16 protein-coding genes are annotated in these 15,125 nt (G+C 39.1%); 5 read left to right on the forward strand and 11 right to left on the reverse strand.

Annotated elements, in window-relative coordinates:
• Positions 1 to 122: 122 nt before the first annotated feature.
• The 3 genes from JHD79_RS16285 (at position 123) to JHD79_RS16295 (ending at position 2,629) form a co-directional block, all read left to right on the forward strand.
• Positions 123 to 854, forward strand: coding sequence for a hypothetical protein (locus tag JHD79_RS16285; RefSeq protein ID WP_233164749.1), 732 nt, complete (start codon positions 123 to 125; stop codon positions 852 to 854).
• Entirely contained in the window at positions 854 to 1,402 is a 549-nt protein-coding gene (locus JHD79_RS16290; protein ID WP_199120364.1) for a CopD family protein, read from the forward strand. Before JHD79_RS16285 ends, JHD79_RS16290 begins: the two co-directional genes overlap by 1 nt.
• A gap of 96 nt (positions 1,403 to 1,498) precedes the next feature.
• Positions 1,499 to 2,629: a hypothetical protein gene (locus JHD79_RS16295; RefSeq protein WP_199120365.1), complete on the forward strand. Its 1,131-nt coding sequence runs from the start codon at positions 1,499 to 1,501 to the stop codon at positions 2,627 to 2,629.
• A gap of 26 nt (positions 2,630 to 2,655) precedes the next feature.
• Here the strand turns inward: JHD79_RS16295 and miaA are convergent, their stop codons facing one another.
• The 8 genes from miaA to JHD79_RS16335 all read right to left on the reverse strand — a co-directional run bounded on the left by miaA (position 2,656) and on the right by JHD79_RS16335 (position 10,377).
• On the reverse strand, positions 2,656 to 3,564 hold the full coding sequence (gene miaA, locus JHD79_RS16300) for a tRNA (adenosine(37)-N6)-dimethylallyltransferase MiaA (RefSeq protein WP_199120366.1): 909 nt from the start codon (positions 3,562 to 3,564) through the stop codon (positions 2,656 to 2,658).
• Between the two features lie 18 nt (positions 3,565 to 3,582).
• Positions 3,583 to 4,239 carry a hypothetical protein gene (locus JHD79_RS16305; protein WP_199120367.1) on the reverse strand — a complete coding sequence of 219 codons (657 nt, stop codon included), beginning with the start codon at positions 4,237 to 4,239 and terminating at the stop codon, positions 3,583 to 3,585.
• 64 nt (positions 4,240 to 4,303) lie between these two features.
• A complete protein-coding gene (locus JHD79_RS16310; protein ID WP_199120402.1) occupies positions 4,304 to 5,710 on the reverse strand; it encodes a CCA tRNA nucleotidyltransferase in 1,407 nt (468 codons plus the stop codon).
• A 108-nt stretch (positions 5,711 to 5,818) separates the two neighbouring features.
• Positions 5,819 to 6,382 (reverse strand): L-threonylcarbamoyladenylate synthase, encoded by a 564-nt coding sequence (locus tag JHD79_RS16315; RefSeq protein ID WP_199120368.1) that lies wholly within the window; start codon positions 6,380 to 6,382, stop codon positions 5,819 to 5,821.
• A 1-nt stretch (position 6,383) separates the two neighbouring features.
• Entirely contained in the window at positions 6,384 to 7,376 is a 993-nt protein-coding gene (locus JHD79_RS16320; RefSeq protein ID WP_199120369.1) for a glycosyltransferase family 2 protein, read from the reverse strand.
• Between the two features lie 4 nt (positions 7,377 to 7,380).
• Positions 7,381 to 8,262: a glycosyltransferase family 2 protein gene (locus tag JHD79_RS16325; protein ID WP_199120403.1), complete on the reverse strand. Its 882-nt coding sequence runs from the start codon at positions 8,260 to 8,262 to the stop codon at positions 7,381 to 7,383.
• A 79-nt stretch (positions 8,263 to 8,341) separates the two neighbouring features.
• Complete coding sequence (locus JHD79_RS16330) at positions 8,342 to 9,544, reverse strand: glycosyltransferase family 1 protein (protein ID WP_199120370.1); 1,203 nt, start codon at positions 9,542 to 9,544, stop codon at positions 8,342 to 8,344.
• Positions 9,545 to 9,558: 14 nt separating this feature from the next.
• Positions 9,559 to 10,377: a 2,3,4,5-tetrahydropyridine-2,6-dicarboxylate N-succinyltransferase gene (locus JHD79_RS16335; protein WP_199120371.1), complete on the reverse strand. Its 819-nt coding sequence runs from the start codon at positions 10,375 to 10,377 to the stop codon at positions 9,559 to 9,561.
• Positions 10,378 to 10,582: 205 nt separating this feature from the next.
• Between JHD79_RS16335 and JHD79_RS16340 the strand changes: the two genes are divergently transcribed.
• Entirely contained in the window at positions 10,583 to 10,981 is a 399-nt protein-coding gene (locus JHD79_RS16340) for an RNA-binding S4 domain-containing protein (RefSeq protein WP_199120372.1), read from the forward strand.
• 19 nt (positions 10,982 to 11,000) lie between these two features.
• Here the strand turns inward: JHD79_RS16340 and JHD79_RS16345 are convergent, their stop codons facing one another.
• The 3 genes from JHD79_RS16345 to JHD79_RS16355 all read right to left on the reverse strand — a co-directional run bounded on the left by JHD79_RS16345 (position 11,001) and on the right by JHD79_RS16355 (position 12,905).
• Positions 11,001 to 11,726: an EcsC family protein gene (locus JHD79_RS16345; protein WP_199120373.1), complete on the reverse strand. Its 726-nt coding sequence runs from the start codon at positions 11,724 to 11,726 to the stop codon at positions 11,001 to 11,003.
• Positions 11,727 to 11,762: 36 nt separating this feature from the next.
• A complete protein-coding gene (locus JHD79_RS16350; RefSeq protein ID WP_199120374.1) occupies positions 11,763 to 12,236 on the reverse strand; it encodes a nucleoside deaminase in 474 nt (157 codons plus the stop codon).
• 66 nt (positions 12,237 to 12,302) lie between these two features.
• Positions 12,303 to 12,905, reverse strand: a complete 603-nt coding sequence (locus tag JHD79_RS16355) for an OmpH family outer membrane protein (protein ID WP_199120375.1) — start codon at positions 12,903 to 12,905, stop codon at positions 12,303 to 12,305.
• Between the two features lie 256 nt (positions 12,906 to 13,161).
• Here JHD79_RS16355 and gyrB point away from each other — a divergent pair, with 256 nt between their 5' ends.
• Positions 13,162 to 15,120, forward strand: coding sequence for a DNA topoisomerase (ATP-hydrolyzing) subunit B (gene gyrB / locus JHD79_RS16360; RefSeq protein WP_199120376.1), 1,959 nt, complete (start codon positions 13,162 to 13,164; stop codon positions 15,118 to 15,120).
• The last annotated feature ends 5 nt before the right edge of the window (positions 15,121 to 15,125 follow it).

Consider the following 15,125-nt stretch of genomic DNA (forward strand, 5'->3'; position numbering starts at 1 on the left):
CCCCCCCCCCCCCATCCCTCCCACCCCCCCCCCCCCTCTCTACACTATGGCTCGATCGTCGGCATCGTCAGATGTGTATAAGAGACAGGAATTAAATTGTTTTAATGCCCAAAAGACCAAAATTGAGGATTTTCGCTGGACCGAACGGTACTGGTAAAACAACTTTATTTGATTCCATCAGATCTATATATTTCTCGACAAAGCTGTTTGTTAATGCTGACCATCTAGAAGAGGCATTTAAAAAAAATGGCTTCATCAATTTATCTGATTTTGATTTTTTGGCTACTGAAGAGGAGTTTGTTGTGTTCTATTCCGGTCATGGCTTATATGCAAAAGCCGGCTTCACTGAAAAGACTTGGAATTTAACGATCAGGGAGAATGTTATTGTTAAGATGGATCAAAATGCTGGGCCATATTTCAATTCTTATCATTTTGCGATTATTGCCGATTTTATTCGACATAAACTGATAAAAAATGAGCAATCTTTTTCTTTTGAGACTGTTTTTTCTCATCCCTCAAAATTAGATCTAATAGATTTTGCGCATCAACACCAATATAAGGTTTACCTGTATTTTGTTGGTACCGAAACACCTATGATGAACGTGGAGCGAGTGAAGGATAGGGTGAAGAAAGGAGGGCATTTTGTGGAAATGGAGAAGATCGAACAAAGATATTTTTTGACGATGGAATTACTGCCAGAAATGATTAAAAAGGCAGATGAAGTGTATATTTGGGACAATTCTGGGTTAAAACACTTATTTGTGGGGGAAGTAAAAAAAGGTTTTATTCAGTTTAAGCAATTAACCATACCTGCATGGGTAGATACTTATATTCTTAAAAAATTGAAAGCTTAATGGAAGCATACTACAGATACATTTTGGCCGTACATATCATTTTTGTAGTAAGTTGGATGGCTGGTCTGTTCTATGGTGTACGTTTGTTGATCTATCATACCGAGGCTAATGACAAAGCCGAGCCCGAAAGAAGCATTCTGATGAAGGAATATGCTACAATTACAGGCAAGCTGTGGAATATCATTGCCACACCAGCTATGATTTTAACCGTTGTAGCAGGAGCTTTGATGATTTATCTGGTGCCGGGTTGGTTGCAACAACCTTGGATGCACGTAAAACTGGGTTTTGTATTAGGCCTGCTAGCCTATCATTTCATCTGTCAACGGATGATCAGGCAAATGCGTAAGGGCATCTTTAAATGCACTTCTACCCAATTACGCTTATGGAATGAAGTAGCCACTATTTTACTGGTAGCCATTGTATTTACCGTCATCCTTAAAAGTGCCATCGATTGGCTCTATGGGCTAGTAGGTTTAATTATCTTTTCGGCTGTGATTATGATGGCAGTGAAAATCTATAAATACTATAGGGAGAAAGATAAAAAGTAACGATCCCATTATGAAACCGCTATGATTTTCAAAATCACAAAATGAAATGATCAAATTATGGCGGCTTCATTACCGCTGAAAACAAAATTTGAATAGATGAAAAAACAAATACTTGCCTTTTTTCTAATAAGTCTGAGTCTTTTATCAAAAGCGCAGTTTAACAATGAAGCGATCTTCAACCGCATTCGACCTGCAGATAGCTTAACCCATGAACTACACCTTAATTTTTATAATTTCAACTATGTTAGAAATTATGAATACTCAAATAACTTTCATGATGGCTACACCCTGTATGGTACCCAGTTAGAACCGCAACTGGTTTATTATGCACACCCCAATTTGGCGATTACGGGTGGTGCCTACCTTAGAAAAGATTTTGGAAGGGAGGGTATTTATGATGCCAAGCCCTTGTTTAACATAAAATATAGCAAGAATGACCTAACCCTGGTCTTCGGTAGTTTAGAAGGTAATATACAGCATGGTTATATAGAACCCATTTATGATTTCGAACGTAAGATCACAACACCCATTGAATATGGTACACAGTTGTTAGTAGAAAAAGAAAAGTTTAGGTTGGATGGATGGATTGCTTGGCAAAAAATGATCTATCGAGGGGATGCACAAAAAGAGGAAATTGTAGGTGGATTAATTACCGAATCTACTTTAGCGGAAACCAATGGCTGGAAACTCTCTATTCCAGCCCAGTTTCTGGTGTATCATGAGGGTGGACAGATTGATGTGTTAAAGGAGGTGCCAATATCAACTTTGTTTAATGGAGCTACAGGTTTCAAATTGGGTAAGAAAGTAGGCTATAATGTAAAGGAGATTTATACTTCAAATTATATTGCCGCCTATAAAGATTTTTCTCCTACAAAAGCCAGGGCCTATCAGGGAGGGTTTGGCTTATGGTTAAATGCTGGTATGGATACCAAGTGGGGAAGCTTATTGGCTTCTTATTGGAAGGGCAATAATTTCATTACGATCAAAGGAATGCCGTTGTACCAATCGGTTTCCGAGAACCTTTATGAGTATGGATATAAACAAAATCATAGAGAGATCCTATCTATAAGATATGCCTATCAAAAAGAATTGTTGCCCCACCTTTATTTGGATGTTAGATTTGAGCCTCATTTCGATCTAGGTCAATCAGATGACAAATTACAATTCAACCACTCATTTTTTATTACCTATAAAGAGGATTTTAGGCTTTTTAAGGTTAAAAAATAGATCAGTATAAAAATAGGTATTAACTTTTAATGAGCAATCTGTTGATTGATGTACTTGATGATGGCTTCGGTCTCATTGGGCTCGAACCATTGGATTTCTGTATCCTTTCTAAACCAGGTAAGCTGTCTTTTGGCAAAGCGTCGGGTGTTCTGTTTGATTTTTTCAATAGCATGTTCTAGCGTAGTTTGTCCAGCCAGAAAATCGAACAATTCACTGTATCCCACTGTATTGAGTGCGTTATAATGCTTATGGTCTTCTAAACTTTTTACTTCTGCTAAAAGACCTTGTTGCATCATCAAGTCGACCCTTAAATTGATCTGTTCATAAAGCTTTGCCCTATCGGTATTCAGCCCTATCTTGATGATATGGAATGGCCGTTCCTTTTTGTGCGCAGTTAAAAAGGAGCTTAGTTTCTTTCCACTAGATAGTATGACTTCAAGCCCCCTGATCATTCGCTGCGGGTTGGATTGGTCTACCTTGGCAAAATATTCGGGGTCTAAGGTTGCCAACTGCTGCCTAATGGGAGCTATTCCCTCTAGTTCAAATTGTTGGTTTAACTTTTCCCGTATACCTAGATCTATCTCGGGTAACTCATCTAAACCATTACAAATGGCATTAATATATAGACCCGATCCACCTACCATAATAAGCACTTCTTTTTCGCTGAAAAGCATATCCATCAGTTGGAGTGCTTCTACCTCAAAATCGCCCGTGCTGAAAAGCTGGGTAATATGATGCGAATTAATAAAATGATGCGGAGCTGCAGCTAATTCTTCGGCAGAGGGTTTGGCCGTACCAATAGCCATCTCTTTAAAAAATTGTCTTGAATCGGCAGAAATGATTTCGGTATCGTAAAACTGCGCAAGCTTTATGGCTAAGGCAGTTTTACCTATTGCTGTTGGCCCAACTACTACAATTAGGGTTTTTTGTGGCATGGGCTTAAAGTGTATAGCTTAATAATCGTCCTTATCGTTACCACCGTAATCGTCGGTCCCGTATTCTTCATCGTCGTTTGAGAATTCATCATCTTTATCCTCCTCTTCCTCTTCACCTTCCTCTTCTTGGGTATTGATACCTCTGCCTCCCATAGCTTCTAGCTCATCCACATCTTCGGGTACAAAATCCAATTCGTTAAGAAAATCAAAATCATTATCTGCAGCAGCACTGCTTGCCGCAATACTGCCTATATTGGTTTTGTCAATGATCTTTGGAGCTTCACCTACACTTTTTACCAAATAAGGATATTCAATGTTTGGATCATTCTCTAGAATAATCTTGATCAATTCAACATGGAAATCGTAAGGACGATCGAAATTATAGATGTAATAAAATTTTTGGTGCGGGTCTTCAATGAAATTGCTCAGTTTGGAATTCTCCATTAAAACAACACCGTTATCAATTTTGCGCTGGCTAGGGTGAATGGCAATCTCGTCTCCCTTGATCCAGTTATCTGTACTTACATAGAATGACGATGACTTATCTGCATTATATCCTGTACTGCGGTGTATTGCCCTATGTAGGTCCTCGAAAGTTTGGTTGGTCTTGATGTCAATCTCCCGAGTAATATCATCGTAATCTTCGAAAGAAATTCTAAATCTATAAATTGCCATTATGTATATGAATGATTATTCTTTGGTAAAAATATAAAATAAAAATAAAAAAAGAGAGCTAAGACTAGCTTGTAACGGGTTCCAGACCTAACTCTTTGGCTTTTTGGAGCATAAAAGTAAACGCTTCTTCATAGTTGTTTGTTATGTCTCCCTCTAAAATAGCTTCGCGTATGGCATTTTTTAAAATGCCTACTTCTTTGCCTGCAGCAAGGCCAAAGGTTTGCATAATATCGTTTCCAGTAATTGGAGGTTGCCAGTTGCGTAATTGATCTCGCTCTTCTACATCTTTTAATTTTTGTTTGACGAGCTCGAAGTTATTGCGATACTTTTTTAACTTGTACTCATTTTTCGTTGTTACATCAGCATTGCATAACAGCATAAGACTTTCAATTTCTTCCCCAGCTTCAAACAGCAGGCGCCTAACTGCAGAATCGGTAATTTTTTCCTGCGCAAGAACGATGGGACGCAGGTGGAGCAGTACCAGTTTCTGCACGAATTTCATCTTATCGTTCAAAGGTAGTTTAAGCTGTGCAAAGATTTGGGGAACCATACGGGCTCCTTTATCTTCATGCCCATGGAATGTCCAGCCATGCCCCTCCTCATAGCGTTTGGTGGCCGGTTTGGCAATGTCATGTAAAATAGCTGCCCAACGTAACCATAAATCTTCAGAGGTTTGACAGATGTTGTCCAACACCTGTAGCGTATGGTAAAAATTGTCTTTATGGCCTCTTCCATTAATGATCTCTACGCCATACAGATTGGCCATTTGGGGAAATATAAGCTTTAGTAGGCCTGTGTCAAACAAGTAATTAAAACCGATAGAAGGTTTCGGGGCGAGAATAATTTTATTAAGCTCGTCGGTGATCCGCTCTTTTGAAACAATATGAATTCGTTCTTTTTGGGATGAGATGGCCTCAATAGCAGCCTGGTCTATGTTGAAATGGAGTTGGGTCGCAAAGCGAATGGCCCGCATCATCCTCAAGGGATCATCAGAAAAAGTGATAATAGGATCTAATGGCGTTCTTATGGTTTTATTTTGTAGGTCGGCTAGTCCCTCGAATGGATCGATTACCTCACCATAATTTTGCTTATTAAGTGAAATGGCCAGCGCATTAATGGTAAAGTCTCTACGCAACTGATCGTCTTGTAGGGTGCCGTTTTCAACAATAGGTTTCCTGGAGTTTGAGCGATAGGATTCCTTTCTTGCCCCAACAAATTCGATTTCCAGGTCATGGTACTTTAGCATAGCCGTACCAAAGCTTTTAAAAATGGCTACATTGCTTTTCAGTTTTTGGCCCACTTTCTCGGCAAACTCAATACCATTTCCTAATACCACAATGTCGATATCCTTTGAAGGTCGTTCTAAGTATAAATCCCTTACAAAACCACCAATAACGTAAATTTCAGTCTTTGTTTGCTCCGCTGTTTCGGCTAGGATTTTAAATATGGGATGTTTAAGGTGTTGCTGCATAATCATTAATTCTATCATTCAGGGCGTAGTAATGAATCCATTCTTAGCACAGAACCTTCGTTCCTCATGATGACAAAAGAAAGCAAAAATAATAAAAACTATTGGCGCTTACTTTCTTATAAATTCAAATTGGCCTGATGGCCCTAGTTTTATAATGGTAGATGGCTTTTTAACGGTTCGGTCTTCTTGGTCTAAGTCAACAATCAAATCAACCTCCGATTTAATTTTATCGCTGATCTGGTCAAAAAACTGTGGCGTAACTTCTCCGCTGATGTTGGCTGAGGTAGAAACGATGGGCTTACGAAAACGTTGGATCAATTGCTGACAAAAATCGTGCTTTGGTATACGTATGCCCACACTGCCATCATTGTTTATAACATTATGGGCTAGGTTTTTAGCTTTCGAAAAGATGATGGTCAAAGGATGTTCGGCATACTCGATCAGGTCATAGGCAACGTCTGGAACTTCATTAACATAACTCTGTATTTTGTTGTCGGTATCTAATAAAACAATTAAACTTTTATCAGAAGCCCTTCCTTTAATGGCATTCACCTTAGCTACAGCTTCAGCGTTGGTCGCGTCACAGCCCAAACCCCAAACGGTATCGGTAGGGTAGAGTATAACACCGCCTTCTTTTAATACGGCTAATGCTTTGTTGATTTGCTCTTTCATCTTATAACCATTTAATTTTTTGTTTAACCAATGATGACCTGATCATCTTAATAATATCGTTCAACTGGATGCTTGAGTTTAATTTTATTTGGTTTGCTTTAATTTGACGACGAGATTCTTTGATTTCCTTTTGCTTGGAAATAAATTGCCTCAGGCTTTTTAATATCCAAAACTCACCTTTGATCAAATGACCGGCAAGTGTTATGGTAAAGAGCTGTACAAGCCAAAAAAATCTTTTAGGACCATTTAAATGTATGTACTGTAAAATGAAGCTATTTCTGTTATAGGTTATTTTTACAAAGTTGGATTTGTTTACTTTATTGGTAGATGAGCTTACTTGGTGGTAGCATATAGATTGGTGTTCATAATACAATAGCCAGCCCATTTTCCAAGCCCTTAATCCCAAATCAAAGTCTTCAAAATAAAATGGAGAATAGATTTCATTAAAGCCGTCGAGTAAACTTAATTTTTGTCGATCTACCAGCGCATTCGCACCAGAAAGATAACAGGTCAGAGTAGGGGAGTCCTCATTTTCTAGATAGTAGAAGGTGTTTGCCTTAAATTTGGCTCCCTTGTAAGAGGGGAAACGTGCAGCATCTTCGATTTTCTTTTCATCAAAATTCATGATGCGGCCCATTACGCCGAATGTATTTTCAAGATCGAAATAGGAGAATTGGGCCTCGAAATAATCTGGTGTTAACCGTACATCAGAATTCAATAAGAACACAAGCTCTTTGGTGGCCTTTCTAATGCCTTGATTACAAGTATAAGAAAAGCCTGCATTTCGTTCATTAACCAATAAAATAATGGCCGGATATGCTTGCTGGATAAACTCGACAGAATGATCGGTAGAACAATCATCAACCACTATAAATTCATAGTCGATCTGACTGGTCTGTAAGGCAGCCAAAACAGATGGAATAAATAATTCCATTAAATGTTTGCCATTATAATTTGGCAACACGACTGAAATGCTTCTTCTTTTGCCTGTCATTGAGCTAAGCAATTTTTTTGTAGTTCTTGTACTCGAAAAACCTTAAACCGGTATGCTGTTCAATCCAGGCTAAAATTTTTCTCCGAAATGGTAGTTTGTTTTTTGCTTGGGTAGGATTGAAACTGAATTTCCAATTGCTTTTATCCACCCTCGATTGAAAGACTTTTGGATGTGTACCTTCGAATTGATGTAGCTCGTCAGCATTTTTATAATCGAATGCTGCAAATTCAGGGTAGTTATTTTCTATCCAGTCGTCATCATGGGTGTAGAACTGATTAAAGTTGCGTACCTTATGGTTTAGCCCTTCTGGAGGTTTTACCCAACCGTAATGATAGATGTAGGCATCGATATGTTTTACTTTGATCTTTTGTCCATTTAACCTAAAGCCCTGTGCATCCCTATAGGAATGTATACCTGAAAGGTTTCTCACAATTCTCACCTCTCTTCTGTACCACCTTCTTGAATGGGCGAAGAAATCATATGAGCCATAAAAATGTTTGTAATTGAACAAAAGACCTTCAATTTGTTTATTGTTCAGGCAGATTTCCATCTCCTTTTTGATGATGGGCAGATACTTTTCATGTACACATTCATCACCTTGTATATAAAATGCCCAATCAACATCTTTACTAATGGCCTGAAAAGCTTTATCGGTTTCCAGGGCAAAAGTTCTGCCACCTTCTCTCAGCGAATCATCCCAAACCGTTTGGACGATCTTTATTTTAGGTGAATTAATGCGCTTGATGAGCTGAAGTGTTTCATCATCAGAATTACCATGGGCAACAATAAATTCATCACATATGGGCAGGATAGAAGTAATGGCCTCTACAATAGGGTAATCGTTTTTTACGGCGTTTCTAATAAATGTAAAACCAGCAACCTTCATCAAAATACAATATCTTTTGGGTTTAAGAAACGAAGGTAAATATTTGTACGGGTTAGACAATAACTTAACATTATTTTATCTAATCATCGTTTAAAGTTTTCAGGTAGCAATCCATTACTTGTTGGGCAATCAAATCATTGTTGAAACGCTGTACATAATTCCATGATTTTTCTATCATTTGTTGTTGGAGCTGTTCATCGGCTAAGACCTGGTTAATGGCAGTGGCCAGGTCATCAGCATGATAAGGAGAGATGTATAGGCTATCTGGTCCGCCTGCTTCCTCTAAACAGGAGCCCGTGGCGCCTATTACAGGTGTTTTGCTATAAATAGCTTCTATAATAGGAATACCAAAGCCTTCGTAAAAAGAAGGGTAAACAAACAGATTGGCCAATTGATAAATGGTGGGGAGGTCTTCAAAGGGGACATCATTAAGGAAAACCACTCTGTTGCCCAAATTCATTTTTGTAATGGTCTGTTGTACCTTTTTTAGGTAGGGTGTATTTTTGCCAATGACGATTAAAGTGTAGTTGCTATCCACTTTAGCTAAAGCTTCTACTAACAGATTGAGGTTTTTACGCTCTTCAATAGTGCCTACACTTAGAATATATTGGGCGGGTAAATTATATTTTTTGCGTATTTCTTCTTTTTTTTGTACCGAGGAGGGTGTCTTGAAAAGATCATCGCAGCTTTGGTAGACTACATCTATTTTTTTTTCATCAATATGATATAGGGCTACAATATCTTGTTTGGTACGTTCGCTAATGGCAATGATCCGATTGGCATTTTTACAGGCATACCTACTTTTGAGCGTGTAGATTTTCCGATCTATGAATTTGTAGTAGTTGGGCTTGCGTAAAAAGATCAGGTCGTGTATGGTGACTACACTTTTAATTTTTGTATTTCTAATTCCAAAAGGAATTTCGTGGCTTAAACCATGGTAAAGGTCAATGAGATCTTGTTGAAGTTGCTTTTTAATGCCGAAGCTTCGCCATAAAAAAGAGGCGCTTTCGGGCAGTTTTAGCGAAATGTTCTTGAAAGAAAAAAAAGGCAGTTTTAGTAGATTTTCCTTTACCTTGGGCGAATAGATGAAGTACTGGTGTTGGGTAAATCTTGAGGCTAAATGTTCAATCAGCGAACGGCTGTAGTTACCCAATCCGGTGAGGTTGTTGGTCGCACGTTTGCCATCGTATCCGATCCGTAGCCTAGCACCCAAAGCAGAAAGCCCAAAGCCTGTTAGATCAGGATTTGAGCTTTCAATATACTTTCTGTCTTCAGCTTTCACTTCTTGCTTTAAGCTTAAACAGCTACATTATTTTCCCTCAACGCATCGTTAAGCGAAGTTTTCTTATCTGTTGATTCCTTACGTTTTCCGATAATTAGAGCACAAGGTACCTGATATTCGCCAGCAGGAAATTTCTTGGTATAGGAACCTGGAATAACTACCGAACGAGCTGGAACTATGCCTTTATATTCAACAGGTTTTTCACCAGTTACATCGATAATTTTAGTAGAAGCCGTTAGCACCACATTTGCGCCTAATACAGCCTCTTTTTCTACACGAACACCTTCTACTACAATAGCTCTTGAACCAAGGAAGCAGTCATCTTCAATAATTACAGGAGCTGCCTGTACCGGTTCCAATACGCCTCCAATACCCACACCGCCACTTAAGTGAACACGTTTGCCAATTTGGGCACAAGAGCCTACCGTGGCCCAAGTGTCAACCATTGTGCCCTCGTCTACATAAGCGCCAATGTTAACATAAGAAGGCATCATAATAACGCCAGGTGCCAAATAAGCTCCATAACGGGCAATGCCATGAGGTACTACACGTACACCAGCCTCTTTATAGTTGGTCTTTAATTCCATTTTATCATGAAAAACAAAAGGGCCTACCTTTATTTCTTTCATTTGTTTGATGGGAAAATATAAGATAACGGCTTTTTTAATCCAGTCGTTAATCCCCCAGCTATTTAAAACAGGCTCTGCAACACGTAATTCGCCCTTGTCTAGTTTTTGTATGACTATTTCAATAGCTTCGCAGTAATTGCTATAGCTCAATAAGGTCCTATCTTCCCAAGCGTCTTCTATTAATTTTTTTAATTCTCCAATCATTGTATTTAAAAATTTATGCAAAATAAATGAATTTTATGTATTACCAGTGTTTTGATTGGATAATTGTTTTAGAAATTAACGGTTTAAATTACCCAACGTGTTTGGCTGTATGTTAAAAACGTCATATAATTAATTGATTTACGAGTTCAAAAGATTTACCTAAATTACACGTTTGTTTGTTGTTGTTTGTTACTTTTGATTTTTTATGACGGAGAAAGAGAAATTACGGATCGATAAATACCTTTGGGCAATCAGGTTGTTCAAAACGCGGAGCTTGGCAACAGATGCCTGTAAAGCGGGAAGGGTGAAGTTGAATGGACAGAACATCAAGCCTTCTGCCATTGTTAAGGTGGGCGATGTTTACCAGGTTTCTAAAGGAATTGAGAAAAAGGTAATAGAGGTGGTAGATTTATCTTATAATAGAACAGAGGCCAAAATTGCGGTAACGAAGTATAAAGATCTAACGCCTGTTGAGGAAACCCATGCCTTTAAGTCTGTTTTTCATGCGCCTACACTTAAACGTGATCGGGGGGCGGGTCGTCCAACGAAAAAAGACCGTAGGGAAACAGATGACCTGTTGGACAGTTTTTTTGAAGAAGAATAATGTTGGTTCTAGGTTTGGCTTATTGAACTTTAAGTAACCTCATCCGATAGCACATCATGGCGGTTTTACCTAATTTCTGTATCAGTTGGTAGTTGGCAACCGCCCCAACAGCAGCCCCCACTACGGGTAATAGTTGGGCCAATTTGGCCAGATCGATATAATCGCGGTATTGTTGCTGAAAGGCTTGCCAATCGAAATGGTCCTCATTTATAGGCAGTGCAATTGATTTCTCCTCCCAGTTTTGCAATTCTTTGAATACTTTCTGACTTCCTTCCTTACTCGAAAATGCCAATTGGAAAATATGTAGAATGAATAATCGCTCCCTAAAATCGTTCACGTCGTATCCATATAGGCTGGCAATTTCGAAGAGCAACTTTATTTTGATGGCAATCAATACCGGAAAATCGACCAAACTCATTAAAAAACCACCAGCACCAGTTATCCCCCCTTCAGCCGCTCCGGTTTTACAATAAGTAGCTATTTTGTCTTTGACCAAAGCTTCCCTATGTAAGAGGCTCATGGCTGGATGGGGAGTTGGCGAAGTGATTATCTTGGCACCAAAAAGCACCGCTTTTACCATCTGCTTAATGCTTACCGTAACCGTATTGTGTACTTTTTGAGGAATGTAACTATTGAGCTTGGTCTGTACCTTATTGGCTAGTTTGCCCATTACCGAAGGTTTCTTCTGTAACTCCATTATCCATAAATGCAGGGCTAGACGTACTTGTTCTTCATAGGGATCCATGTTGTGTGTCTAAATTTATTAAGGGTAATGAAGTCATTAGTAGTCTATTTTCATTGGAGATTTTTCCCATAGCTGAAAAGCCTGCTGGGCCTCATCTCTTAAAAGCTGAATAATTGGTAATTTACGGTCATTCATTTTCTTATCTAGTTCTTCGTAAATAAACTGATCATCAAAATCAATTTTTGCAGCATCTTTTTTGGTGTTTCCATAATAGATGGTATCTACCCTTGCCCAATATAAGGCACCTAGGCACATAGGACAGGGCTCACAACTGGTGTAAACTATACATCCTGACAAGTCAAAAGTTTTTAATTTCTTGCAGGCCAACCGAATGGCGGCCACCTCGGCATGTGCCGTAGGATCGTTGCTTGAAGTGACTTTGTTCGCACTTTTTGCAATGACCTTGCCATTTTTCACAATTACAGCACCAAAAGGTCCTCCTAAACTTTGCAGTACATTCTTTTCTGAAAGTCGAATGGCCATCCGCATAAATTTTTTATGTGTTTCCATAGTTTAAATTTAAGGTAAAAAAAAACGCCACGAACAATCGTGGCGTTTTATAATAAAAAAATAAGCTTATTTTTTTTCTTTGGCGTAGGCCTCATTTAAGCCTTTGATCACTTCTGTGGTTACATCAAGACTTTCGTCGGCGAAAAGGATATCGCCCATACCTTTTTGGTATTTTAATACCATTTTATAGCCCTTTTTCTTTGCATATTCTTTAAGAAAATCGGCTACTTTGTTATAAAGGGCTTCTTGTTCTTTGGCCTGTTCATTTTGGAAAGCCGATCCTGCATTTTGTTGATAGGCTTGTAGCTCTTGTTGCTTACGGGCCAACCTTTGTTCGGTAGCTGCCCTTTGCTCTGCCGTCATACTGTTGGCTTGAGCCTGATATTGTTGTGCATCTCGCTGAAAAGCCAATCCTTTTGCCTTCAGGTCTGCATCGGCAGCTTTGCCTTTGGCTTCCATTTTGGTTTTTAGCACTTTAAAGTACTCGTATTGGTTCAATAATGAATCGGAATCAACAAATACAATTTTATCCTGGTTTGCATCTACTGTTGCTACAGGTTTTACTGTACTGGTTTCGGTTTTAGTTTCTTTATTTCCACAAGCGCTCATTAAAGAAACTATGGTTACAGCAGTGGCTATACCGCTAAATTTTAATTTGTTCAATTTCATCTGAATATCTGTTGTTTTTATCGGTAATGAAGTTGTCGGGGGGATAAAATCTTCACTCTTGAAAGGGTGAAACCGTCACCATTAACTTCATTCTATTTTTATAAATTTTAGCAAATATAAAAATCAAATCCGAGTATCCTAAAATCAACTGTTTTTTAGTGTGTTTTAATCAATTTTTATGCGTAAATAGTTATCCACATTAGCCTGAAATCCATTAAAAATGGTTATTTTTGAATCTTTAAGTTTTAAAAAAATTATGAGCGAAGAAAAAGATCCAAAGTCAAATTATTCGGCCGATAATATACAGGTATTAGAAGGTTTAGAAGCGGTTCGTAAACGCCCTTCCATGTATATCGGTGATACCGGAGTAAAAGGTTTGCACCATTTGGTTTATGAAGTTGTAGATAACTCTATTGACGAGGCGCTTGCCGGCTATTGTACAGATATTTTTGTAACTATACATGAGGGTAATTCCATTACCGTAGAAGATAACGGTCGTGGTATCCCAACAGGTATCAATAAAAAAGAGGGAAAATCGGCCCTTGAAATTGTAATGACCGTATTGCATGCCGGAGGTAAGTTCGATAAGGATACCTACAAGGTTTCCGGAGGTTTGCACGGTGTTGGGGTAAGTTGTGTAAATGCTTTGTCGGTTCATGTAAAAACCGTAGTACATCGTGAAGGTAAAATCTTTACCCAAGAATATGAAAGAGGAAAACCTTTGTTTGATGTTAAGGAAATAGGTGTTTCAGATAAAACAGGGACTATACAGACTTTTCAGCCAGACAGCGAAATTTTTACGCAAACTACAGAATATCGTTACGATACTTTGGCCTCTCGTTTACGTGAGCTATCCTTCCTGAATAAAGGGATCAGCTTGACTTTGACCGATGAGCGTGAGGTGAATGAGGATGGCAGTTTCCTTTCTGAACAATTTAAATCTGAAGGCGGACTAAAAGAATTTGTTCAATTTTTAGATGGTACGCGTCCTTCTCTAATTCCAGAACCCATTTACGTGGAAGGAATTAAAGCAGGCATTCCGGTTGAACTGGCCATGCAGTATAACGATAGTTATTCGGAAAATGTTCATTCTTATGTGAATAATATCAATACCCATGAGGGTGGTACGCATATTGCCGGTTTCAGGCGTGGCTTAACCCGTACACTAAAAGCCTATGCAGAAAAATCTGGGCTCCTTAAGAATGTAAAGTTTGAGATCACGGGCGACGACTTTAGAGAAGGCTTAACGGCTGTAATATCTGTAAAGGTTCAGGAACCTCAATTTGAAGGACAGACGAAAACTAAATTGGGAAACAGTGAGGTGATGGGTGCGGTTGATGTGGCTGTAGGGGAGGCGCTAGGTATTTATCTGGAGGAAAACCCTAAAGAGGCCAGGATGATCGTAAACAAGGTGATTTTGGCGGCAACTGCTAGGGCTGCGGCACGTAAGGCCCGGGAAATGGTTCAGCGTAAGAGCGTAATGGGCGGTTCGGGACTGCCAGGTAAACTGGCCGATTGTTCAGATAGCGATCCGGAAAAATGTGAGCTTTACCTGGTGGAGGGAGATTCTGCGGGTGGTACGGCTAAACAGGGTCGCGACCGTAACTTTCAGGCCATTCTTCCGTTGAAAGGTAAAATCTTGAATGTGGAGAAAGCCATGGAGCATAAGATCTATGAAAATGATGAGATCAAAAACATGTTTACGGCCTTAGGAGTTAGCATTGGTACGGCAGAAGACGATAAGGAGTTGAACATTACAAAACTGCGCTATCATAAGGTTATCATCATGACCGATGCGGATATTGATGGATCACACATCACTACTTTAATTTTGACCTTTTTCTTTAGGTATATGAAGAGCCTGATCGAAGCTGGCTATGTTTATATTGCAGCACCACCGTTGTATCAGGTTAAAAAAGGTAAAGATTTTGAATATTGCTGGAATGATGTACAACGCGATGCTGCCGTACAACGCTTAAAAGGAGCAGGTAAGGAAGATAGCGTGCACATTCAACGTTATAAAGGTTTGGGAGAGATGAACGCAGAGCAGTTGTGGGAAACCACGCTTAACCCTGCTACCCGAACGCTGATGAAGGCCACTATTGAAAATGCGGCCGAATGTGACCGTACCTTCTCTATGTTAATGGGCGATGAAGTAGCGCCACGTAGAGAGTTTATTGAGCGTAATGCAAAATATGCAAAAATTGATGCCTAATAATT

The sequence above is a fragment of the Pedobacter sp. ASV28 genome, assembly GCF_016428855.1.
Lineage (GTDB): Bacteria > Bacteroidota > Bacteroidia > Sphingobacteriales > Sphingobacteriaceae > Pedobacter.